This window comes from Micromonospora sp. NPDC004336 (genome assembly GCF_053602615.1).
The window spans coordinates 1-20674 of sequence record NZ_JBSGDY010000078.1 but is presented as its reverse complement, the minus strand read 5'-3'; the positions used below and the strand labels follow the sequence as shown (position 1 = coordinate 20674).

17 protein-coding genes are annotated in these 20674 nt (G+C 74.3%); 7 read left to right on the top strand and 10 right to left on the bottom strand.

Going from position 1 to position 20674, the window contains the following annotated elements; genetic code table 11:
- Window positions 1–2 precede the first annotated feature (2 nt).
- The 3 genes from ACWENR_RS17610 to ACWENR_RS17600 form a co-directional block, all read right to left on the bottom strand.
- A complete protein-coding gene (locus tag ACWENR_RS17610; protein ID WP_452278050.1) occupies window positions 3–1421 on the bottom strand; it encodes an RtcB family protein in 1419 nt (472 codons plus the stop codon).
- A 111-nt stretch (window positions 1422–1532) separates the two neighbouring features.
- The gene (locus ACWENR_RS17605; protein ID WP_452278060.1) at window positions 1533–2159 is read right to left on the bottom strand and encodes a GNAT family N-acetyltransferase; all 627 of its coding nucleotides are present in this window, start codon (window positions 2157–2159) and stop codon (window positions 1533–1535) included.
- A gap of 150 nt (window positions 2160–2309) precedes the next feature.
- Complete coding sequence (locus ACWENR_RS17600; RefSeq protein WP_452278049.1) at window positions 2310–3602, bottom strand: cation:proton antiporter; 1293 nt, start codon at window positions 3600–3602, stop codon at window positions 2310–2312.
- A 265-nt stretch (window positions 3603–3867) separates the two neighbouring features.
- On the opposite strand from ACWENR_RS17600, the gene ACWENR_RS17595 reads away from it, so the two are divergent.
- Window positions 3868–4752: an ATP-binding cassette domain-containing protein gene (locus ACWENR_RS17595; protein ID WP_452278048.1), complete on the top strand. Its 885-nt coding sequence runs from the start codon at window positions 3868–3870 to the stop codon at window positions 4750–4752.
- On the top strand, window positions 4749–6380 hold the full coding sequence (locus tag ACWENR_RS17590) for an ABC transporter permease (RefSeq protein WP_452278047.1): 1632 nt from the start codon (window positions 4749–4751) through the stop codon (window positions 6378–6380). Before ACWENR_RS17595 ends, ACWENR_RS17590 begins: the two co-directional genes overlap by 4 nt.
- An 80-nt stretch (window positions 6381–6460) precedes the next feature.
- On the opposite strand, the gene ACWENR_RS17585 is transcribed toward ACWENR_RS17590, so the two are convergent.
- The 5 genes from ACWENR_RS17585 to ACWENR_RS17565 are packed head-to-tail and all read right to left on the bottom strand — an operon-like array spanning window position 6461 to window position 13428.
- Window positions 6461–7330 carry a carbohydrate ABC transporter permease gene (locus tag ACWENR_RS17585; RefSeq protein WP_452278059.1) on the bottom strand — a complete coding sequence of 290 codons (870 nt, stop codon included), beginning with the start codon at window positions 7328–7330 and terminating at the stop codon, window positions 6461–6463.
- Window positions 7331–7368: 38 nt separating this feature from the next.
- Window positions 7369–8409 (bottom strand): ABC transporter ATP-binding protein, encoded by a 1041-nt coding sequence (locus tag ACWENR_RS17580; RefSeq protein ID WP_452278046.1) that lies wholly within the window; start codon window positions 8407–8409, stop codon window positions 7369–7371.
- Window positions 8406–9752, bottom strand: coding sequence for an ABC transporter substrate-binding protein (locus tag ACWENR_RS17575; RefSeq protein ID WP_452278045.1), 1347 nt, complete (start codon window positions 9750–9752; stop codon window positions 8406–8408). Before ACWENR_RS17575 ends, ACWENR_RS17580 begins: the two co-directional genes overlap by 4 nt.
- A gap of 2 nt (window positions 9753–9754) precedes the next feature.
- Window positions 9755–10609 (bottom strand): carbohydrate ABC transporter permease, encoded by an 855-nt coding sequence (locus ACWENR_RS17570; protein WP_452278044.1) that lies wholly within the window; start codon window positions 10607–10609, stop codon window positions 9755–9757.
- A 26-nt stretch (window positions 10610–10635) separates the two neighbouring features.
- The gene (locus tag ACWENR_RS17565) at window positions 10636–13428 is read right to left on the bottom strand and encodes an exo-alpha-sialidase (RefSeq protein WP_452278043.1); all 2793 of its coding nucleotides are present in this window, start codon (window positions 13426–13428) and stop codon (window positions 10636–10638) included.
- 296 nt (window positions 13429–13724) lie between these two features.
- Here ACWENR_RS17565 and ACWENR_RS17560 point away from each other — a divergent pair, with 296 nt between their 5' ends.
- Together ACWENR_RS17560 and ACWENR_RS17555 are read left to right on the top strand one after the other, a co-directional pair.
- Window positions 13725–15404 (top strand): serine hydrolase, encoded by a 1680-nt coding sequence (locus tag ACWENR_RS17560; protein WP_452278042.1) that lies wholly within the window; start codon window positions 13725–13727, stop codon window positions 15402–15404.
- Window positions 15405–15544: 140 nt separating this feature from the next.
- The gene (locus ACWENR_RS17555) at window positions 15545–16480 is read left to right on the top strand and encodes a pentapeptide repeat-containing protein (RefSeq protein WP_452278041.1); all 936 of its coding nucleotides are present in this window, start codon (window positions 15545–15547) and stop codon (window positions 16478–16480) included.
- A gap of 128 nt (window positions 16481–16608) precedes the next feature.
- On the opposite strand, the gene ACWENR_RS17550 is transcribed toward ACWENR_RS17555, so the two are convergent.
- On the bottom strand, window positions 16609–17247 hold the full coding sequence (locus ACWENR_RS17550) for a TetR/AcrR family transcriptional regulator (RefSeq protein WP_452278040.1): 639 nt from the start codon (window positions 17245–17247) through the stop codon (window positions 16609–16611).
- Window positions 17248–17401: 154 nt separating this feature from the next.
- Between ACWENR_RS17550 and ACWENR_RS17545 the strand changes: the two genes are divergently transcribed.
- From ACWENR_RS17545 to ACWENR_RS17535, 3 genes are read left to right on the top strand one after another with little or no spacing between them, the layout of a single operon-like run.
- A complete protein-coding gene (locus ACWENR_RS17545; protein ID WP_452278039.1) occupies window positions 17402–19111 on the top strand; it encodes a DHA2 family efflux MFS transporter permease subunit in 1710 nt (569 codons plus the stop codon).
- The gene (locus ACWENR_RS17540) at window positions 19086–19361 is read left to right on the top strand and encodes a hypothetical protein (RefSeq protein ID WP_452278038.1); all 276 of its coding nucleotides are present in this window, start codon (window positions 19086–19088) and stop codon (window positions 19359–19361) included. The genes ACWENR_RS17545 and ACWENR_RS17540 overlap by 26 nt, the downstream gene beginning before the upstream one ends.
- The gene (locus ACWENR_RS17535; RefSeq protein ID WP_452278037.1) at window positions 19322–20113 is read left to right on the top strand and encodes an aminotransferase-like domain-containing protein; all 792 of its coding nucleotides are present in this window, start codon (window positions 19322–19324) and stop codon (window positions 20111–20113) included. Before ACWENR_RS17540 ends, ACWENR_RS17535 begins: the two co-directional genes overlap by 40 nt.
- A 19-nt stretch (window positions 20114–20132) precedes the next feature.
- Here the strand turns inward: ACWENR_RS17535 and ACWENR_RS17530 are convergent, their stop codons facing one another.
- Window positions 20133–20588: a MarR family transcriptional regulator gene (locus ACWENR_RS17530; RefSeq protein WP_452278036.1), complete on the bottom strand. Its 456-nt coding sequence runs from the start codon at window positions 20586–20588 to the stop codon at window positions 20133–20135.
- Window positions 20589–20674: the final 86 nt, after the last annotated feature.

Here is a 20674-nt window from a genome sequence, read left to right as displayed (position 1 = left end):
GCTCAGCCCTTCACCACGCCGATCGGCACCAGCCGGGCCACCTTCCGGCACAGTCCGGCGCCCTCGGCGGCCGCCACCACCGCCGAGACGTCCTTGTAGGCCGACGGCATCTCCTCGGCCAGACCGCGCCGGGACGCGCCGCGTACCGCGATGTCCTGCGCCTCCAGCTGGCCGCGCGGGTCCAGGCCGCGCTCGGCCTTCACCGCCTGCTTGCGGCTCTGCACCCGTCCGGCGCCGTGGCAGGTGGAGGCGAACGCCGGCGCGCCCGGCACGCCGGTGAGCACGTACGAGCCGGTGCCCATGGAGCCGGGGATGAGCACCGGCTGACCCACGTCGCGCAGGTCGTCGGGAAGGTCGGCGTGGCCCGGCGGCAGCGCGCGGGTGGCGCCCTTGCGGTGCACGCAGAGCGCGCGGCGCGCGCCGTCGACCTCGTGCTCCTCGATCTTGGCGAGGTTGTGCGAGATGTCGTAGACCAGGTCCAGCCGGCTGCCGGTCACCCGGGCGAAGGCCTTCCGGGCGGCGTCGGCCAGCAGTTGCCGGTTGGCGCGGGCGTAGTTGGCGGCGGCGGCCATCGCGCCCAGGTAGGCGCGGCCCTCGTGGGAGGAGACCGGGGCGCAGGCGAGCTGCCGGTCCGGCACGTGGATGCCGTGCCGGGCCATCACCTTCTCCATCGCGCGGACGTAGTCGGTGCAGATCTGGTGGCCCAGCCCGCGTGACCCGCAGTGGATCATCACGCAGACCTGACCGGCACGCAGCCCGAAGGCGGTCGCGGCGGCCTCGTCGTACACCTCCTCGACGGCCTGCACCTCGAGGAAGTGGTTGCCGGAGCCGAGGCTGCCGACCTGGCGCGCGCCGCGCTCGATCGCCCGCTCGCTGACCTGCGCCGGGTCGGCGTCGCCGACCGCGCCGTAGTCCTCGCAGCGGTGCAGGTCCCGCTCGACGCCGAAGCCGCGCTCGACCGCGTACCGGGAGCCGCCGCGCAGCACCGCGTCGAGTTCCTTGCGCGAGGACAGATGCCACACCGCGCCCTTGCCCATCCCACGCGGGGTGGCCTCGCCCAGCCCGTCCATCAGCGCGTCGAGGCGGGGCCGCAGCCCGTCGCGGTCGACGTCGGCGGCGAGCAGCCGGACCCCGCAGGAGATGTCGAAGCCCACCCCGCCGGGCGAGACCACGCCGCCGTGCGCCACGTCGGTGGCGGCCACGCCGCCGATCGGGAAGCCGTAGCCCCAGTGCACGTCGGGCATGGCGTACGAGGCATCGACGATGCCGGGCAGCGTCGCGACGTTCGCCACCTGCTCCAGCGACTTGTCCGCGCCCGCGTCGGGCAGCAGCGACCGGGACGCGAACACCACCCCCGGCACCCGCATCGGGTCGTGCCGGTCGATCCGGAAGCGGTACGGCGACTCCTCGACCAGCTCCATTCCCGGCGGCTACCCGGGCGGGCGCGCCTTACACCCGCCCGGCGACGGCCGGCCGCGTCCGCAGCCGCCCGGCACGCCGCTCGGCGGCGGGTCATCCCCGGAAGCCGCCCGTCACGTCCGCTCGGCGGCAGTGGCCCGCCCGGCCGGCCGACGCATCGCCCACACGCGGGGACCGCCGTCGGGCACCCGGACCTGCCCGGTCACGGCGAACCCGAGCCGCCGGTAGAACCGCACGTTCGGCTCCGACGACGTCTCCAGCACCGCCGGCAGGCCGGCGCGGTCCGCCTCCGCCAGGCCGGGGCGCAGCACCCGGCCGCCCAGCCCCCGGCCCTGGTCGACGCGGCGCACGCCGACGGTGGCGAGCAGGAACGCCGGCTCGGGCGACCGCAGCGGGGCGCAGGCCGCGTCGGCGGCCAGCATCGCCGCGAGCCGGTCGCCGGCCAGCTCCGCGTTGCGCGCCGCGACGCCGGCCCAAACCTCGTCCGGGACCGGCCGGTCCGGGCGCAGCCACACCGCCACCGCCACCGGCCGGCCGTCGGGACCCACCGCCGCCCACACGTCGCCGTAGGGCAGCCCGACCGCCTCGACGGTGCCGGTGAACATCGCCGCCAGCCGCTCCCGGTGCCGGTCCGCCGCCACCGTCCAGGCCGTCCAGGGGTACCCGTCGAAGGCGTCGGCGAGCACGGCCGCCGCCCCGGCGGTCGACTCCGGCCCGATCCGGCGTACCTCGAACTCCATGCCGTCCTCCCCGGGGTGCTCGATCGCGCGGCGCGCGATCATCGCACGGCGCCTTGACCGGCGCGCGGGATTATCGGGTCAGGCCCGGTCCACGGGCACGGTTCGGGGCAGGTCGTCGCCGCCGAGACGGGAATCCGGCGAGCCCGCCGCTCAGGACCGCTCCTCACCGGCCCCGTCCGCGGTGGCCGAGCCCTCCCCGGGCGATCGGCTCTCGGCGGGTTGCGGCGGGGCCGCCGACCGCCGGGCCCGCCGGATCCGGTGCAGCACGCCGTGCCAGGCCGGCGCCTCGCGGGCGTCGTCGAAGGCCCGGGCCACCACGACGTCGGTGGAGGAGTGCGCCAGGATCGAGATGACGATCGTCAGGGCGACCAGGTGGAACACCTCGTCGCCGGCGGCGATGCCGGACTCCAGCACCAGCAGCCCGTAGACCACCGAGGCGAAGCCCTTCGGCCCGAACCACATGGCGGCGGCCTGCTCGCGCAGGCCGAGTCCCGAACCGAGGAACGAGATCCACAACGCGACCGGTCGGGCGACCACGATCGCCAGCACGGCGAACACCCAGCCCGTCCAGGAGATCTCCCCGAGGAACTCCACCGAGATCAGCGCCCCGAACACCAGCAGCGCCGCCAGCTTCAGCAGCTCGGCGACGTTCTCCCCGAAGTGCTCGAACGCCGCCCGCTGCCGCGGCCCGAAGGTGGCCACGGTGATTCCGGCGGCGAACGCCGCCAGGAACAGGTTGCCGTGGGTCGCCTTGCCCAGCGCCAGCACCAGCAGGCCGATCGCCATCCCGTTCAACGGGGCGTAGGCCGTCGAGGCGGCGAACCAGCGGGTCCGCTCCAGCGCGATCGCCAGCAGCGGCACCAGGACGCCGATCAGCAGACCGACCGCCAGTTCCCCGGCCAACTCCCCCAGGTGCAGGTCGTCCGAACCGGCCGCGACCGCCAGGAGCACCACCACGAACGGCAGGGCGAGGCCGTCGTTGACGCCCGACTCCACGTTGAGCAGGTGCCGCAACCGCGCCGGAACCTTGTCGTTGCCGACCAGCGCGGCGGCGAACACCGGGTCGGTCGGGGCGAGGATGGCCCCGACCAGCAGCGCCTCCGGCCAGTCCAGACCGGCCACGTAGTGCGCCAGCACCGCCGTCACCAGCAGGGTCAGCGGCAGGCCCCAGCCCAACGCCCTTCCGGGCAACCGCCACGCCGAGCGCAGGTCGGCCCAGCCCACCCGCATGCCGTCGGTGAACAGCACGGCGAACAGGGCCAGCTCCGCCAGCTCTGCCACGATCGGCGAGTCGGCCCGCAGGTGCAGCACGCCGCCGGTGTCCTCGCCCAGCAGGAAGCCGGCGACCAGGAACAGCGCCGCCGTGGACAGAATCGTGCGGTGGGCCAGCGCCGACACGAGGACGGCAGCCAGCAGGACGGCGGCGAAGGACAGCAGCAGCACGGGGAGACCTTCCGAGGGCACGGGTCATCACGGTGCCGACCAGACTTCCCGGCGCTCCACAGGTCCCGGCGATCATACCGACAGTTGGCTCGTCGAACGCAGGGGCGGCCTTGGCATGGTCCTCGTCGGTCCGGTGGACAATGTGGAACGCTTCGCCGCCGCCGGGTGACCGCGTCTTGTCCGGCATGACCGGACGCAGTACGGTGATGGTTGGTGCGCCGGGAAGCCTGGTCGGCAGTCGTGACACGTCGACCGGAGGCATACCGTGGCCACACCCGCCGTTCGCACCCACCACCTCACCAAGCGCTACGGGACGCTCCTGGCCCTCGACGGGTTGGACCTGACCGTGCCGGCCGGCGAGGTGTTCGGTTTCCTCGGCCCGAACGGGGCCGGAAAGTCCACCACCATCCGGCTGCTGCTCGGCCTGGCCCGCCCCACCGCCGGCCGGGCGTGGATCTTCGACGTCCAGGCCGGCGACGTCGCCGCCCACGGGTCGCTGGCGTACGTGCCGGCCGACGTGGCCCTGTGGCCGCAGCTCACCGGCGCGGAGATCCTCGAGTTGCTGGCCGCCACCGGGCCGGGCGTCGACCGCGCCTACCGCGACGAGCTCGTGGAGAGATTCGCCCTCGACGTGTCCAAGCCGGCCCGCGCCTACTCGACCGGCAACCGGCAGAAGGTCGCGCTGGTCGCCGCGTTCGCCACCCGCGCGCCCCTGCTCGTCCTCGACGAGCCGACCAGCGGGCTCGACCCGTTGATGGAACAGGAGTTCCGCCGCGCCGTCGCGGTCGCCCGGGACCGTGGCCAGACGACGTTCCTCTGCTCCCACCAACTGGCCGAGGTCGAGGCCGTCTGCGACCGCGTGGCGATCCTGCGCGCCGGCCGGCTCGTCGACGTCGCCACCGTCGGCGACCTGCGCCGCCTGCACCGCACCGAGGTGACCGCCCGGTTCACCGGCTCCGCGCCCGACCTGTCCGACGTGGCGGGGGTCGGCAGCGTCGCTCGCGACGGCGGGACGCTGAGCTTCTCCCTGAACGGGCCACCCGCACCGGCGCTGCGCGCCCTCGCCGCCGCCGACGTCACCGCCCTCACCGTCCGGGAACCCAGCCTCGAGGAGATCTTCCTCGACTACTACGGCGAGGCCGACCGATGACCGCCACCGCCCTGGCGGCGACCGGCCACCACCCCGCGCGGGCCGAGGCCGGCCGCGCCGTCACCCGCCTGGCCGTACGCCAGGTGCGCCGCGGCGCCGCCGTCGTGTTCGCCGTGACGGTGGGGATGTCGACGCTGGTCGCCACCACGTACACCAGGACGGTCGGGGACGGCCTTGACGCGGCCGCGCTCGCCGCCCTGGCCCGCAATCCCGCGGTCCGGACGCTGTTCGGCGAGCCGGCCGCCCTCGACACCGCCGGTGGTTTCACCGTCTGGCGCACCGGCACCGTCCTCGCCGTCGTGCTGTCGGTCTGGGGCCTGCTCGCGACCACCCGCGTCACCCGGGGCGAGGAGGCGGCAGGGCGGTGGGACCTCCTGCTCGCGGGCCGGTCGGGGCCGGCGGCGGTGCTCGGCCGCCACCTCGCGGTGCTGGCGACCGTGGCGGCCCTGACCGGGATCGCGCTCGCGGCGGCGCTCGTCGCGGCCGGCACCCCGGCCCGGGGAGCCGTCCTGCACGGCGCCGGCCTGGCGCTGGTCACCACGGTGGCCGTCGCGGCGGCGGCCCTCGCCGCTCAGGTCTTCCCCACCCGGGCCGCGGCGACCGGGGCCACGCTGGCGTTCCTCGGTGTCGGACTGCTCGCCCGCATGGTCGGCGACGGCGTCACCCCGCTCGGCTGGCTGCGGTGGCTGCCGCCGTACGGGCCGCTGGCCCTCACCCGCCCCTATCAGGCCGATCGGCTGTCACCCCTGGTCGTGCTCGCGCTCACCGCCGTGGTGCTGTGCGCCGGCGCGCTCACCCTGGCGGGACGGCGGGACGTCCGCGACGGGCTGGTCGCCCCCGCCGCCGGCCGACCGCCCCGCCTGCGGTCGCTCCGCTCGGTGGAGTCCTTCGCCGTGCGGCGGACGCTGCGGCCACTCGCCGGATGGTCGGCCGGCGTCGGGGCGTACTTCCTGCTGATCGGCGCGCTGGCGGTCTCCCTGACCGAGTTCCTCGCCGACAACTCACGCTTCGCCGACCTCGCCGCGCAGGCGGGTTTCACCGGCATCGGCACCGTCCACGGGTACGTCGCCAGCCTGTTCGCCCTACTCGCCGTGCCGGTCGGCGCCTTCACGGCCGTCCGGCTCGCCGCGTTCGCGGCCGCGGAGACAGACGGACGCCTGACCCTGCTCCACGCCGGGACGGTCTCGCGCGCCAGGCTGCTCGCCGCCGAGGTCGCCACCACCGCGCTCGGCGCGGCGGCGCTCGTCACCGTCGCCGGCGCGGCGACGTGGCTCGGGGCGGCCCTGGTCGACGCGGATCTGTCGCTGCCCGCCGCGCTCGCCGGCACCTGGAACGTCCTGCCCGTGGCACTGCTCAGCCTCGGGGTGGCGGTGCTCGCCCTCGGCCGGGCCCCGCGCGGGGTGGCGGCCCTGGGCATGCTGCCGACCGCCGGCGGGTTCCTGCTCACCGTCGTCGCCGACAGCACCGGCGCGCCGGCCTGGGTCGGCCGGCTCTCGCCGTACGCCCACCTCGCGGACGTGCCGCAGACGGCGCCGAACTGGCCCGCGACGGCCGTCATGGTCGCACTCGCGGGCACGGCCGTGGCCATCGGCGCCGCCGGATACCGGCGTCGGGACGTGCGATCGTAGTCTCGGGCGACCCGGTCAGCCAGGACGCCCGCGCCGGTCGCGGAGGACCATGGCCCGGCGCGACCACGCTGGACGGCCTGTCACCAGCGGTAGAACGCGCGGTAGCGGCGGATCAGCCGCCACTGCAGCAGCACCGCCGCCACGGTCAGCAGGATCATCACCAGGGTCGCGGCGGCGGCGTAGCCGTAGCGCAGGTACTCGAAGCCGGTGCGGTAGACGAACAGCGACAGGTAGGTGGTGGCGTACGGGGGCGGGCCGCCATCGGTGACCACGAAGGCCGGCACGAAGGTGAAGTGCAGGCTCTGGACGGCGTCGCGTACCGCCAGCAGCCCGAGCACCGGCGCCATCAGCGGCAGCGTGATCCGGCGGAACACGTCCCAGCCGGTGGCGTCCTCGATCGCCGCCATCTCGTAGACGTCGCGGGGCAGCGCGCGGCGGGCCGCCAGCAGCACCACGAAGGTCTCCCCCATGGTGAACAGGCTCATGCCGATGATCGCGGCGCGGGCGTCGGTCGGGTCGGTGAGCCACTGCGGCGGGGTGCGGCCCAGCACGGTCAGGCCGTTCTCCCCGCCGGCGCGCAGCACCTGGTTGACGGGGCCGTAGAGCGGGTTGAGCAGCCACAGCCAGAGCAGCCCGTAGGCGATCTCGGGCACCGCGGTCGGCAGCACCGCCGCGCTGCGGGCGCTGCCGACACCGACCGCCCGGCGGTGCAGCAGCAGCGCCAGGCCGAGGGCGAGCAGCACCCGCAGCGGTACGGCCACCAGCGCGAAGACCAGCGAGTTGGTCAGCGACACCCGGAACACCGGGTCGTCGGCCAGCGCGACGAGGTTGTCCAGTCCCACCCAGCGCGGCGGACGCAGCAGGTCGTACTCGGTGAACGCCAGCGCCAGGGTGACCGCGGCGGGCAGCAGCACCAGCCCGACGAGGCCGACCAGGTACGGCGTCAGCATCAGCGCCAGCTGCCGGCGCGAGCGGCGGTCGGTCGTCGTCACGGGGCGTACCGGCGGCCGGAGTCGGCGTGGAAGACGTGCACGTCGGGCCAGCGCACGCCGACGCGTACCGCCGCGCCGCGCTCGGGCCGGCGGGCGGCGGGCACCCGGGCGACGACGGGGTGTCCGGCGGCGACGGTCAGGTACGCGTACGCGTCCTCGCCGACCACCTCGACCCGGTCGACGGTGGCGTCCGCGCCGTCGGTGGCGTCGAGGGTGACCGCCTCGGGCCGGAAGCCGATCCGCATGCCCGCGGCCTCGGCGCCGGGCGGCGGGTCGCCGCCGGGACGCAGCGGGCCGTCCGCCGGGAGCAGGTTCATCGCCGGCGAGCCGACGAAGCGGGCGACGAAGGTGGTGGCCGGGGTGCGCCAGATCTCGTCGGGGGTGCCGACCTGCTCGATGCGCCCGTCGCGCAGCACGGCGATCCGGTCGGCGAGCACCAGCGCCTCGGTCTGGTCGTGGGTGACGTGGACCATGGTGGCGCCCAGCCGGTCGTGCAGGGCCCGCAGCTCGGCGCGCATCTCCACCCGCAGCGCCTGGTCGAGGTTGGACAGCGGCTCGTCGAGCAGGAACACGTCGGGCTCGCGCACCAGCGCCCGGGCCAGCGCCACCCGCTGCCGCTCCCCGCCGGAGAGCTGCCCGGGCCGCCGGCCCAGCAGGGCGGCGCAGCCGACGGTCTCCGCGGCCGCGCGGGCGCGTTCCCGGGCCACCGCGCGGGGGGTGTCGCGCACCTCCAGGCCGAAGGCGATGTTCTCGGCGACGGTGAGGTGCGGGAAGAGGGCGTACGACTGGAACACCATCGACACGTCGCGCCGGCCGGGGCGCTCGGCGGTGACGTCCCGCCCGGCGATGCGGATCCGGCCGGCGGTGACCGGTTCCAGGCCGGCGACCACCCGCAGCACCGTCGACTTGCCCGCTCCCGACGGGCCGAGGACCACCAGCAGTTCCCCGCGCGCGACGGTCAGGTCCACCTCGTGCAGCACGGTCGAGCCCCGGTAGGCGGCGCTGACGCCGGCCAGGGCGAGGCCGGGGTCGCTCACCCGTGCTCGCCGCGGGCGAACAGGGGGCGGGTCTGCCGGTCGAGGTCGCGGACCACGTCGTCGAGCCGGTCGCCCCGGTGCATGGCGTTCTCCAGGATGCCGTAGGTGACGTCCTCGATCTCCGGCCAGGTCGAGACGGTGGGCAGCGCCCGGACGGTGGGGATGGCGTCGAGGAAGACCTTCGCGCTGCGCGGCGGCTGGGCGGGGCCGAGGAACGCCGGCGACCGCGACACGCCGATGTGGGACGGGACGGTGCGCCCGGTGGCGGCGATGATGCGCTGGCCCTCCTCGGCGATGGCGAACTCCAGGAACCGCCAGGCGGCGTCCTTGTTCTTCGCGCCCCGGGTCATGCAGTACGCGTCGGAGTGCAGCACCCCGACCTGCTCCTTGTAGACGGGCAGCGGGGCGACGTCCCACTCGAAGCCGGTGATCGAGCGGAACGTGGTGGTGGAGCGGCGGGAACTCATCAGCATGGCGAGGCGGCCGTTGGCGAACCGGGACTCGTCGTCCTCGGCCTCCACCTCCTCGTCGGTGGGCACCACCCCGTACGCCAGCCGCAGGTCCACCAGGTTCTTCAGGGCCTCGCGGGCGGCCGGGGTGTCCAGCGTCAGCCGGGTCGGCCGCGCCGGGTCGTCGACGAGCTGGCCGCCGTTGGACCAGACGAACGGGGCGAGCCGGATGATCGACGGCTCCACGCCGAGGCCGTGCACCGCCGGGCGCAGCGCGGCGCCCTCGCTCTCGGTGGCCCTGATCACCGCGCCGCGGGAGTCGCGGGTCATGGCGCCGGCGGTGGCGACCAGGTCGTTCCAGGTCCAGCCGGCCTTCGGCTCGGGCACGCCGTACTTGGCGAACAGGGTGCGGTTGTAGTAGACGGCGAGGCTGGAGACGTTCTGCGGCAGGCAGAGCTGCCGGTCCTTCCAGCGGAATGCGTTCCACGCCACCGGGTAGTAGTCGGCCGGGTCGACGGCGTCGGACGCGGCGAGGCGGTCGTCCAGCGGCTCGACGACGTCCTTCGCCGCGAACTGCCCGTAGAAGCGGTAGTTCATCAGGAACAGGTCCGGCGGGGCGCCGCCGGCCACCGACGTGGCGAGCCGGGCGAGCAGGTCCTTGCGGTCGCTGGCCTCGACGAGCTGCACGTCGGCGCCGGGGCGCGCCTTCTCGTACGCCTCGACGAGGGTGCGGTAGGCGGCGAGTTCCTCGGGGGCGCCGAAGACCAGCAGCCGCACCGGCCCGTCGGCGGACGAGCCGGCGCCGGAGCCGCAGCCGGCGGCGGCCAGCACGGCGGTGAGCAGCAGGGCGAGCAGCGCCTTCGGCCGCGTCGTCGGTGTCGTCTCCGGTCGCATCGTCAGTGTCGTCCCGTCGGGTCGTCGTGGTGGAGGAAGCGCCGCTGCGCGAGCACGAACACGGCCAGCGCCGGCGCCGTGGCCAGCACCGCGCCGGCCAGGAACACCGGGAAGTTCGTCGGGTCCAGCACCGACAGGGAGCGCAGCGCCAGCGGCAGGGTGAACAGGTCGCGGTCGTAGACGTAGACCAGCGGGTCGAGGAAGTTCGACCAGGTGAGCACGAAGGTCAGCGCGGTGAGCCCGGCGGTGACCGGCCGCACCAGCGGCAGGGCGACCCGCCACCAGGTGCGCACCGGGGAGAGGTCCGCCACCAGGCAGGCGTCGTAGAGTTCCGCCGGCAGCGCCCGGAAGGCCAGGTAGTAGACCAGGACGTAGAGCGGCGAGGTGCCCAGCAGCGCCGGGGCGATCAGCGGCACCAGGGTGTCGGTCAGGCCGAGCAGCCGGAAGATCGCGAACCGGGGCACCAGCAGCGCCGTGGCCGGCACCATCAGGGCCACCAGGGAGGCCGCCACGACGACGCCGGTGGTGCGCGGGGCGAGCCGGGCCAGCGCGAAGCCGGCCAGGGACGCGACGAGCACGCTCAGCGGCACCGCGACGACCGCCACGAGCACCGAGTTGAGCGAGGCGCGCAGCAGCCCGCCCAGCTCGACGGCCTGCTGGTAGCCGGTGGTGGAGACCGGGTCGGGCACCAGCCGCGGGGTGGGCGGCGGGGGCAGGCCGGGCTCGGTGAGCGACCCGGCGACCAGCAGCAGCAGCGGCGGGACGAAGACGAGCAGGACGAACGCCGCGCCGAGGGTGCGCCAGGCGCGGCCGGCCGCCTCGGGCAGCGGTGAGGGGCCGCTCGCGCGGCCCCTCACCCGGTCGTTGCCGATGGTCGGACTCCTCAGAGCGCGAGCTGCCAGGCGCCGAGGCCGTGCGAGGCGGCGTAGAGCACCCGCTTGCCCGGCACGACGGTGAGCCCGGCGACCTCGACGTTGGGCATGCCGCGGGCCGCCTTCACCCAGGTGGTGCTGCCCTTGGCCAGCCGCAGGACGCCGAAGTCGGTGGCCGCGTAGAGGTCGCCGGTGACGTCGTCGCGGACGAGGTCGGTGATGGGCTGGTCGCCGAAGTCGTACGACCGGTCGGCCCAGGTCGCGCCGGCGCCGGCCAGCTTCACCTCGAACGCGTGCCCGGCGGTGGCCGGGGTGTTCGAGTTGAACCCGCTGTAGGAGATCCACGCCCGGGCCGGGTCGGCCGGGTCGACGTGGACGCTGGTGACGAAGCGGTTGGGCGTGGCGGCGGTGTCGATCCGCGTCCAGGTGACCGCCGACGCCGGCTCGGCGTCGACGTTGCGGGACACGAACACCCGGCCGGTGCTGGTGGCCGCGTACGCGGTGGACGAGTCGGTGGCGACCCGCTGGACCACCGAGACGGCGCCGCCGGCCCGGTCGCCCCAGGCGGCGTCGGTCAGGTTGACCGTGCCCAGCGGCGCGAAGTCGCCGCACTGCGCCTCGAAGGTGCCGGTCCAGGTGTTGCAGATCCGGTCGGCCTCCGCGAGGCTCCGGTCGCCCAGGCCGAACGTCTTGGTCCGGTAGACGGTGCGGGACGTGCCGGCGAAGATCGTGCCGCTGACCTTCGGGTCGCTGACGACCGGGGCGTAGAACAGGGTGCCCGGGTGCCCGAAGATCGGGTCGGAGATCGAGATCCAGCTGCCCACGTCGCCGCCTGCGAAGTTCACCTCGGGCGAGGCGTCGTAGAAGGTGTGGAAGCGGAACTCCGGCCTGCCGACGTCGAAGCCGGACGCGCCGCCGTCGCCGATCATCGTGTTGACCCAGCGCTTGCGCTGGCCCTTGTTCTCCCAGGTGCCGTTGTCCTGGGTGCCGCCCTGCAGCAGGGTGTGGTCGTGCGGGCTGGCCGAGAGGCTGATGAACTGCAGGGTGTTCATGCCCTTGTTGATGCCGTCCAACTTCGACGGGATCCGCGAGAGCATCTGCTTGCAGCGGGCCTTCTGCGCGTCGGTGGTGAGGTTGCGGGCCGGGTTGTCGCACCACGCCGACCGGTCGACGAACTGGCCGCTCGAGCGCATGACGCCGCCGTCGTTTGCCTCGAAGAACTGGTACGGGTTGCGCGGGTTGGTGACCAGGGCGTGCTGGTCGGGGTGCAGGCCGTTGGGGTGCAACTCGTCGGTGCCGTCGTAGGTCATGTCGGTGCCGCTGACCCCGGCGTCGGTGGAGAGCACCACGGCCCGCTTGTGGGCGACGGTCTCGCCGTAGACGTACGAGCCGCCGGTGTAGACGATGTCGGGGTGCCCGGCCGGGGTGTGCACGAACACGTCGTACCAGCACTGGCCGGTGCACTGGTTGTAGGTCGCGTAGCCCGGGTCGGCCGGGTTGGCGCTGGTCAGGTCGGCGAACGCGGGGACGCCGCCGGCCACGTCGTCGCTGCGGAACAGCCGCGAGTACGGGTTGCCGAGGTTGCCCTCGTAGACGTACATCCGGGTCTTGCCGTTCGGCAGGGCGGTCACGTCGATCGCGGCGCGGGTCTGGAAGACCGCCGGGTTGAGCGACGGCTTGATCTGGGTCCAGGTGGCGCCGGCGTCCGCCGAGCGCCACACGCCCCGGGCGTACGAGGAGGCGTAGACGACGTTCGCGTCGCGCGGGTCGAGCTTGACGTAGCGCACGCCGCGCGGGGAGCAGGCGGCGGTGTTGTTGTATTCGGCGGCGCTGCCGGTGCACTGGGTCGCGTCGGCCGAGCCGTTGTGGACGAACTTCCAGTTGGCGCCGCCGTCGGTGGACTTGTAGAGGCCCCACTTCTCGGCGTCGGGCACCGGCCGGGTGACGCCGGTGCAGCAGGAGCCGGACATGCCCCGCAGCGCGGTGGTGGTGGCGACGTAGAGCGTCTTCGGGTCGCCCGGCTTGATCGTGATCTCGCCGATGCCCTTGCCGGCCAGGGCGTCCTTGCCCAGCGGGCCCTTCCAGGTGACGCCGCCGTTCGTCGACTTGTAGAGGCCGACGCCGGCGACGCAGCCGGAGGCGCAGGTGTTGGCCTCGCCGGTGCCGACGTAGATGGTCAGGCCGGTCTTGTCGTTGCGGTCGATCTTGACCGAGCCGGCCGCGTTGATGCCGAGCGGGCCGCCGAGGTAGAACCACTTCGGCTCGGCCGCCAGGACGTTCAGGGTGCCCCAGACGCCGCCGCCGGCCGGCGTCACGTACGCCCGGCAGAGCAGGGCGTTGCAGTCGGGCGCGATGTCGATGGAGGTGACCCGGCCGCCCGCGACGTACGCGTTCGGCACGTAGTTGTAGGCGTTGCGGAACTCGGTGAACGGGTAGAGGGCCTCGCTCGGGCCCACGTTGGTCCACCCCCGGCTGCCCCCGGCGCGCCGCTCGGCCGCCGAGTATGCCGCCTTCGACCGGTCCATCTGGGCGATGCTGATCGTGCTGGCCGGGTACGCGCGCTCCAGGAACTCCTGCTGCGCGGCGTTGCCCGGGCCATCCGGCGACATGCCGTCGTTGCCCGGCACGGCCTGGCGCAGCCGTTCCATGTGGGCGCCGAGCGCGCCGGGCATCTCGCCGTCCCCGGCCGCGGCGGCGGGAGCGGGCACCTGGGCGCCGGCGAAGTGGATTCCTACGAGGCCAGTCGATGCCACCAGGGCACCGACCGCCAGCCCCACGAGCAGGTGGCGACGTCTGCGCTTCACGAGGGTCCCTCCGGCAGATAGGGGCCGCCGCGCGCCCTCCGGATTGGCGACCGTCACTGGCAGCGTCCATGTCGGAGAATGGCAGAGCGCATCGACGTGGGCAATCCCCCACATGGACCGGGATCAACGTATCGTTGCATCCGCATGGGACGGGTGGCGCGCCACCCTGCCGGCGCGGCACGCGGATCGCCGTCGTCCCGTGACGCCCTCCGCGCCGGCGGTCGACCGGACTGTCCGAACGCGAATCTTCTTGTAGGGTCTCCCCCGGCTAGATCAACTTACCCGGGGGAGACATCGTGCGGGCAGTCAGCAGGAGAACGTTCGGAAAGCTCGTCGGCGCGGCCGGCGCCGGTGCCGCCGGGGCCGGCACCCTGCTCCACGCGCCGGCGCACGCGGCGGACGGCTGGGTCGCCACCGGCACCGCGGTGGCCGGGCTGACCAGCTTCGACGACACCATGAAGTCGTTCATGCAGGCGCGCGGCGTCAGCGCCGGGCAGCTCGCGGTGACGTACAACGGCCGGCTCGTGCTGGCCCGGGGCTACGGCAACAACTCGGCGGAGACGATCCAGCCGACGTCGCTGTTCCGCATCGCGAGCCTGAGCAAGTCGCTCACCGCCGCGGCGGTGCTCCGGCTGGTCCAGGACGGCCTGATCGGCCTCGACGACCCGGTGACCTCGGTGCTGGACTTCATCCCGCCGGCCGGCCAGACCGTCGACCCGAGGCTGCCCCAGGTGACCCTGCGGCGGCTGCTGCAGCACCTCGGCGGCTGGGACCGCGACCTCACCTTCGACCCCCTGCACGGCCGCGACCACGTCATCGCGCAGGCGCTGGGCGTGCCGCTGGAGCTGCGCAAGGAGGACGTCCTGCGCTACATGTCCGGCCAGCCGCTGCAACATGACCCGGGCAGCACCGTCGCGTACAGCAACTACGGCTATTTCCTCGCCGGCCGGGTCGTCGAGAAGGTCACCGGCATGTCCTACGAGGCGTACGTCAAGCAGAAGCTCCTCGCCCCGCTGGGCATCACCCGGATGGCCCACGGGAAGGCCCTGACGCGGCTCGCCGGCGAGGTCGGCTACCGGTCGCAGTACACCGGACGTACCGTCCTGGACGACTCGGGCACCATCGTGCCGGCCCCGTACGGCACCTTCAGCATGAGCCTGCGCGACGCCAACGGCGGATGGGTCGCCTCGGCGGTCGACATGGTCCGCTGGGCCACCATGCTCGACGGCGCCGGTGGCGTACTCGACGCCGGCTCGCTGGCGAAGATCACCGCGGTGCCGTCGACCGGCGTGAACGGCAACGGCTGGTACTACGGCCTCGGCTGGGCCGTGCGCCCCTTCGCCACCAGCGGCGAGACGAAGTACAACATCTGGCACACCGGCAGCCTGGCCGGCACCTACACCCTGCTGGTCAAGAGCTACCAGGGCATGAGCTGGGCGGCGCTGTTCAACCAGCGCGACGACCCCTCCGGCCTCGACTACGGCGCCATCGACAGCGCCCTTTGGGCCGCCTCCCGCCAGGTCACCAGCTGGCCGACGCACAACCTCTGGTCGACGTACTTCAGCCCGTGGAGCGCGGTGGTGGACAACACCACGGCCGGCCGCTTCACCGCCAGCGCCAACTGGGCCGTCGCGTCGAGCCTCACCGGCCGGTACGGCACCAACTACCGGCGGGCCGCCCCGGTCGCCGCCAGCGACGTCGCCTGGTACAAGGTCGACGTGCCCGAGACCGGCACCTACCGGGTCGACGTCTGGTACCCGGCGTCCACCGGCAACAGCGCCGCCACCCCGTACATCGTGGCCACCTCGACGGGCAACAAGACGGTGCACGTCGACCAGCGCAGCAACGGCGGGACGTGGCGCTCGCTGGGCACCTTCACCCTCGCCAAGGGCGACGGCAACAAGGTCGGCGTGAGCCGGTGGACCTCCGGCACCGGCCACGTCGTCGCGGACGCCGTACGCGTCACCCGGGTCTGAGCCACCGGGGCGCGCCGGGCGCGCGCCCCGGCGCGGGTGGTCCGGCCCGCCGCCGGGCCACCAGCGCCACGCGGGACAATGGGTGCTCCGCCCGCGTCCCGGCGAGCGGAGGGCTCACGATCGGCAGGAGAACGGTCAGCGTGTCGGAAACACCCCGGTCGTCGTCGGCGGCGGACCTGCGCGCCGACTGCGCCCGGTGCTTCGGGCTCTGCTGCGTCGCGCCCGCCTTCTCCGCGTCGGCCGACTTCGCCGTCGACAAGCCGGCCGGGCGGCCCTGCCCGAACCTGCGGGCCGACTCGCGCTGCGGCATCCACGCCGACCTGCGCGACCGCGGCTTCCCCGGCTGCACCGTCTTCGACTGCTTCGGCGCCGGACAGCGGGTGGCCCAGCACACCTTCGGCGGGCGGGACTGGCGCGCGGCGCCGGAGGGCGCCGCGCTCATGTTCGACACGTTCGCCGTGATGCGGCCGCTGCACGAGCTGCTCTGGTACCTGACCGAGGCGCTGGCGCTGCGCCCGCCGCAGCCGCTGCGCGACGAGCTCTCCGCCGCGCGCGCCGAGACCGAGCGGCTGGCCCGGGAGACCCCGGAGGCGCTGCTGACGATCGACGTGGACGCCTACCGGGGCCGGGTGAACCCGCTGCTGTCCCGCGCCGGGGACGCGGCGCGGGCGCGGGGCGGCCGGCCCGGCGCGGACCGGCGGGGCGCCCGGTTGTTCGGCGCCGACCTGCGCCGGGCCGACCTGCGCCGGGCGAACCTGCGCGGGGCCCTGCTGATCGGCGCGGACCTGCGCGGCGTCGACCTCGGCCTGGCCGACCTGACCGGCGCCGACCTGCGCGGGGCGGACCTACGCGGGGCGGACCTGTCGGACAGCCTGTTCCTGCACCAGTCGCAGCTCGACGCGGCCCGGGGCGACCGGCGGACGGCGCTGCCTCCCGGCCGGACGCACCCGGGGCACTGGTCGGGCCTGACGCTCACCCCGGTACGTGCCGATCGCCGGGGCGCGCCCGCCGCACGGAACGGACGAAAGAGCGGCCGGCAGTACGGCGCAGGCTCGGGTGGGGGCGCCCGCCGGTGACGACGCGACGGCCACCCGTCACCGCGGCCCGGCGACCGTCGCTCGGGCGCGCCGCCCGCCGACCGGCGGCCAGGTGACCGCCTCGCGGTAGCCGTCGCACACGGCGGACGTCTCTTGCGTGGATGGCCTCAGGCAGGCCGAGCCGACGGATCGTCGGAGGGTCCGCCGAGGGCCCGATGGGCGAGCTCGAGCACATCGCGCGTGATCTTCGCGGTGTCCAGCGGGTCACCGCGGACGATCAGGTCGTCGAGCAGCCCGTGCGCGGCGTGGTAGATCATGCGGAACGTCCAGTCCGGTCGGGCGCTGCGGAAGGCCCCGGCAGCGGCCCCGCGGACGACGAACTCGCAGATCAGCTCGATCACCCGGGCGTTGGATTCCCGGCACAACCGCAGGGCCTTGGCGTTGGCGGACCCGTACACCAGCCGGTGCAGCTCGGCGTTGCGGACGGCGTGGTCGATCAGCTCGGTCAGCAGCTCGTCGACGGTCGGCCACCAGGCACCACCGCGGTCCAGGACCTGCTCCGTGGTGACCACGAAGGCGTCGACGTACTCCTCCCACAGGGCGGCCAGGACGTGGTCCTTGGTCTCGAAATGAAGGTAGAAGCTGCCCTTGCCCATGTCGGCCGCGGTCGTGATGTCCGCGATGGTGGCATCCGCGAAGCCGATGGTCTGGAACACCTCGCGACCGGCGCGCAGTATGTCGGCACGGCGGGCCTCGGGAGTCTTGACGACGCGCTTGCGCCCGGCGCGTGCGGCGGTGTGGGACACGTTCTCCTCGTCTCCTTGGTCGACGTTGCCACCAGTGTATGACCGACCGTCGGTCAGTTGACTGACTGACGGTCAGTCAAATACCGTCGCGGTGACGTCGTACCCGGTCGCGGCCGACCACTCCTGCCCGCCATCTGCCCGACACGAGGACACCATGACCACATCGAGCCGCAGTACCCCTGCCCCGCGCGGCCGGGGCCTCCTACTCACGTTCATCTGCATCGGCATCTTCATGGTCTATCTGGACTCCACGATCGTTAACGTGGCGCTGCCGGAGATCCAGCGGGACCTGTCGACCGACATCACCGAGCTGCAGTGGATCATCGACGCCTACGCGTTGGCGGTCGCCTGCCTGCTACTCACCGCGGGCACCCTCGGCGACATTCTCGGCCGCAGGCGCATCTTCCTGGTGGGCCTGGTCGGCTTCCTGGTCGCCTCCGTGCTGTGCGCGCTGGCGCCCAGCTACGAGTTCCTGCTCGTGGCCCGCGTCCTCCAGGGTGCGGCCGGTTCGATCATGATTCCCGTGTCGCTGGCCCTGGTGTCCGCCACCTACCCGGAACCGGTGGCCCGCGCCAAGGCCATCGGCGCCTGGGCCGGGATCGGCGGCCTCGCCCTGGCGGCCGGCCCCGTGCTGGGCGGTGTGCTGGTCGATCACGTCGGCTGGCCGGCGATCTTCTGGGTCAACGTGCCGTTCGGGGTGACCGCCTTCGCCGTGCTGACCCGCCGGCTCGGGGAGAGCCGGGCGCCGGGCAAGCGGCGTGCCGACGTGGTGGGCCAGCTCCTGTTCGTCGTCGCCATGGTGGGTCTCGTCTACGGGCTCATCGAGGCGAGCGCCCGCGGCTGGAGCGACCCGCTGATCCTCGGCTCGTTCGGGCTGTCCGCCGTCGCCCTGATCGCGTTCGTGTCGTGGGAGCTGCACCAGCCCGACCCGATGCTGCCGATGAACCTCTTCCGCAGTCCCGTGGTCGTCGTCGCCGGCGCCGTGAACTTCCTCGGCCTCTTCGGCCTGTACGGCAGCATCTTCCTGCTGACCTTCTACCTCCAGCAGATCAACGGGCTGTCCACCACCGGGACCGGGCTGCGCTTCCTCGCGCTGAACGTGGCCATCATGGTGTTCTCGTACGTCGCCAGCGTGCTCGCCGCCCGCACCGGCCCCAAGGTCCCGATCATCATCGGGTCGGTGGCCAGTGCGGCCGGGCTGCTCCAGCTGGCCCGGCTGGAGCCCGCCAGCGGCTTCGGCGCGTACTGGTGGGCCCTGGCACTGCTGGGCGCCGGCGTCTCGCTGGTCGGCGCGCCCGCGACCGTGGCCCTGCTGTCCTCCGTACGCCCGGAGCAGGTCGGCACGGCCTCCGGCGTGTCGAACACCTTCCGCCAGGTGGGCAGCGTCTTCGGGGTCGCGCTCACGGGCACCCTCCTGCTGCGGCACCTGGGCGCCGCCGGGCCCGGCGCGCTCGCGTCCGTCCCCATGGCGCCGGAGCAGCGCGACGAGGCCGTCCGGGCGGTCTCCGCCGGCGACCTGGCGGCGATAGGCCGGTTGCCGGCGGCCCTTCGGGAGCCGGTGCTGCAGGCCGTCGCGCCGGTGTTCACCGACGGCCTGCGCATCGGCTTCGCGACGGCCGCGGTCGGCACGCTCGTCGGCGGCGTCTTCGCTCTGATCGTCCTCCCCGGTCGCCGCAAGCTCGCGGCGGCCCGAGCGGCAGCCACCCCCACCCACGCAACTGCGGCGCCGGTCACCCCGGAGGCGTCCCGTCAGCCCCGGGCCGCGCGGCGACGTTTCGTCCCGGCGCGCCCGGGAAGGCCGCACGGGCGGAGCGGCAACGGCGACCAGGGAGGCGACCGTGGGGTACCGAGCGCGCGACGGTGAGCTGCCGGTCGACCCGGCGCACGCCGAGGACGAGGCCGGGCAGGCGCGGCTGGTCCAGGTCGAGGCGGACACCGACGTCCCGCCGCCCGACGACACGACGACGAGGCCCGACATCGTCACCGAGGACGACGGGTCGGGCATGGCGGGCGGCGCGTCGGGCTGGGGCTGCTCGCGCAGGCGCTGCGCCCCGGCGGCGTCGACACCGTCGCCGTGGAGGACCCGGGCTCCCTCGGCGTGCGGCAGCAGCTGAACAACTGGCGGGTCGCCACTCCGCCGATCGCGGTCGACGCCGCCGGGCTGCGGGTCGACGAGCTGGCGGCCAGCGGCGTGCCGGCGGTGCTGCTCACCCCGGCCCACCAGTTCCCGACGGGCGTGGTGCTCGACGGCGACCGGCGGCGCCGCCTCGCCACCTGGGCCCGGGCCGGCGGCCTGATCGTCGAGGACGACTACGACGCCGAGCACCGCTACGACCGGCCGCCCGTGCCCGCCCTGCGGGCCATGCTGCCCGACCACGTCTGCTACGCGGGCAGCGTGTCGAAGCTGCTCGCCCCGGCCCTGCGGATCGGCTGGCTGCTGGTCCCGGCGCGGCACCGGGACGCGGTGGTCGAGGCCAGGCGCAACGCCGACCTCGGCAACGCGGTGCTGCCGCAGCTGGTGCTGGCCGAGCTGATGACGTCGGGCGTGCTGGAGCGGCAGCTGCGGCTGCTGCGCCGACGCCACGTCCGGCGGCGCGACGCGATGGTCGCCGCGATCGCCCGGCACCTGACGGGGGCGACGGTGCACGGGGCGGCGGCGGGGCTGCACCTGACGGTCACGCTCGACGGCGCGGTCACCGACACTGAGGTGGCGGCCCGGGCGTTGGAGCGCGGGGTGAAGGCCCAGCCGCTGTCCTGGCACTGCCAGCGCCCCCACCCGCCGGGGCTGGTCCTCGGCTACGCGGCCAACACCGTCTCCGACATCGAGGAGGGCGTCGAGGTGATCGCCACCGCGCTGGCCGGCTGACCGCCCCGGCCGGCGGCGGCTACGGCAGGTCGCTGTCGCCGCCCAGGTTCGCGATCATCCGGCGCAGGACGTTCAGCGCGGCGACGTACTCGTCGGTGCCGATGCCTTCGTGCATCCGCTCGTGGACCACCCGGTTGCGGGCGGCCGCGCGCAGGCGCCCGGCCTCGCCCGCCTCGGTGAGGGCGAGCCGGCCGGCGGCCTCGGTGGTCCAGCCCCGGCCGGCGAGGTCGGCGTAGACGGCGTCGAAGTCGGTGTCCTGGGTGTCGAACCGGGACAGCTTGGCGGTGAGGGCGGCGCGGGTCCACTCCCCGGGGGCGCCGGCGACGTGGTTGAGCGTCCACCAGTGCGGCTGGGTGAGGTCCTCCTCGGCGAGGGCGGCGCGCAGACCGCCGACGATGATCTCGCTCGCGGCGCCGCTCCAGTAGCCGATCGGCTGGGCGGCGAGCTGGTCCCGCGGGTACCCCTTGATCGTCATGTTGTGACCGTACGACCTCAAGCCGACTTGAGGTCAAGATCGCGTCCGGCGTCGGCGGCGCCACCCGGCCCGGCCGCCGGGGCGGT

Coding starts and splice junctions, on each gene's coding strand:
- ACWENR_RS17585 (WP_452278059.1), bottom strand. CDS start 7,330: ATGCTGACGCCGTACCTGGTCGGCCTCGTCGGGCTGGTGCTGCTGCCC.
- ACWENR_RS17545 (WP_452278039.1), top strand. CDS start 17,402: ATGACCACATCGAGCCGCAGTACCCCTGCCCCGCGCGGCCGGGGCCTC.
- ACWENR_RS17575 (WP_452278045.1), bottom strand. CDS start 9,752: ATGCGACCGGAGACGACACCGACGACGCGGCCGAAGGCGCTGCTCGCC.
- ACWENR_RS17530 (WP_452278036.1), bottom strand. CDS start 20,588: ATGACGATCAAGGGGTACCCGCGGGACCAGCTCGCCGCCCAGCCGATC.
- ACWENR_RS17610 (WP_452278050.1), bottom strand. CDS start 1,421: ATGGAGCTGGTCGAGGAGTCGCCGTACCGCTTCCGGATCGACCGGCAC.
- ACWENR_RS17590 (WP_452278047.1), top strand. CDS start 4,749: ATGACCGCCACCGCCCTGGCGGCGACCGGCCACCACCCCGCGCGGGCC.
- ACWENR_RS17605 (WP_452278060.1), bottom strand. CDS start 2,159: ATGGAGTTCGAGGTACGCCGGATCGGGCCGGAGTCGACCGCCGGGGCG.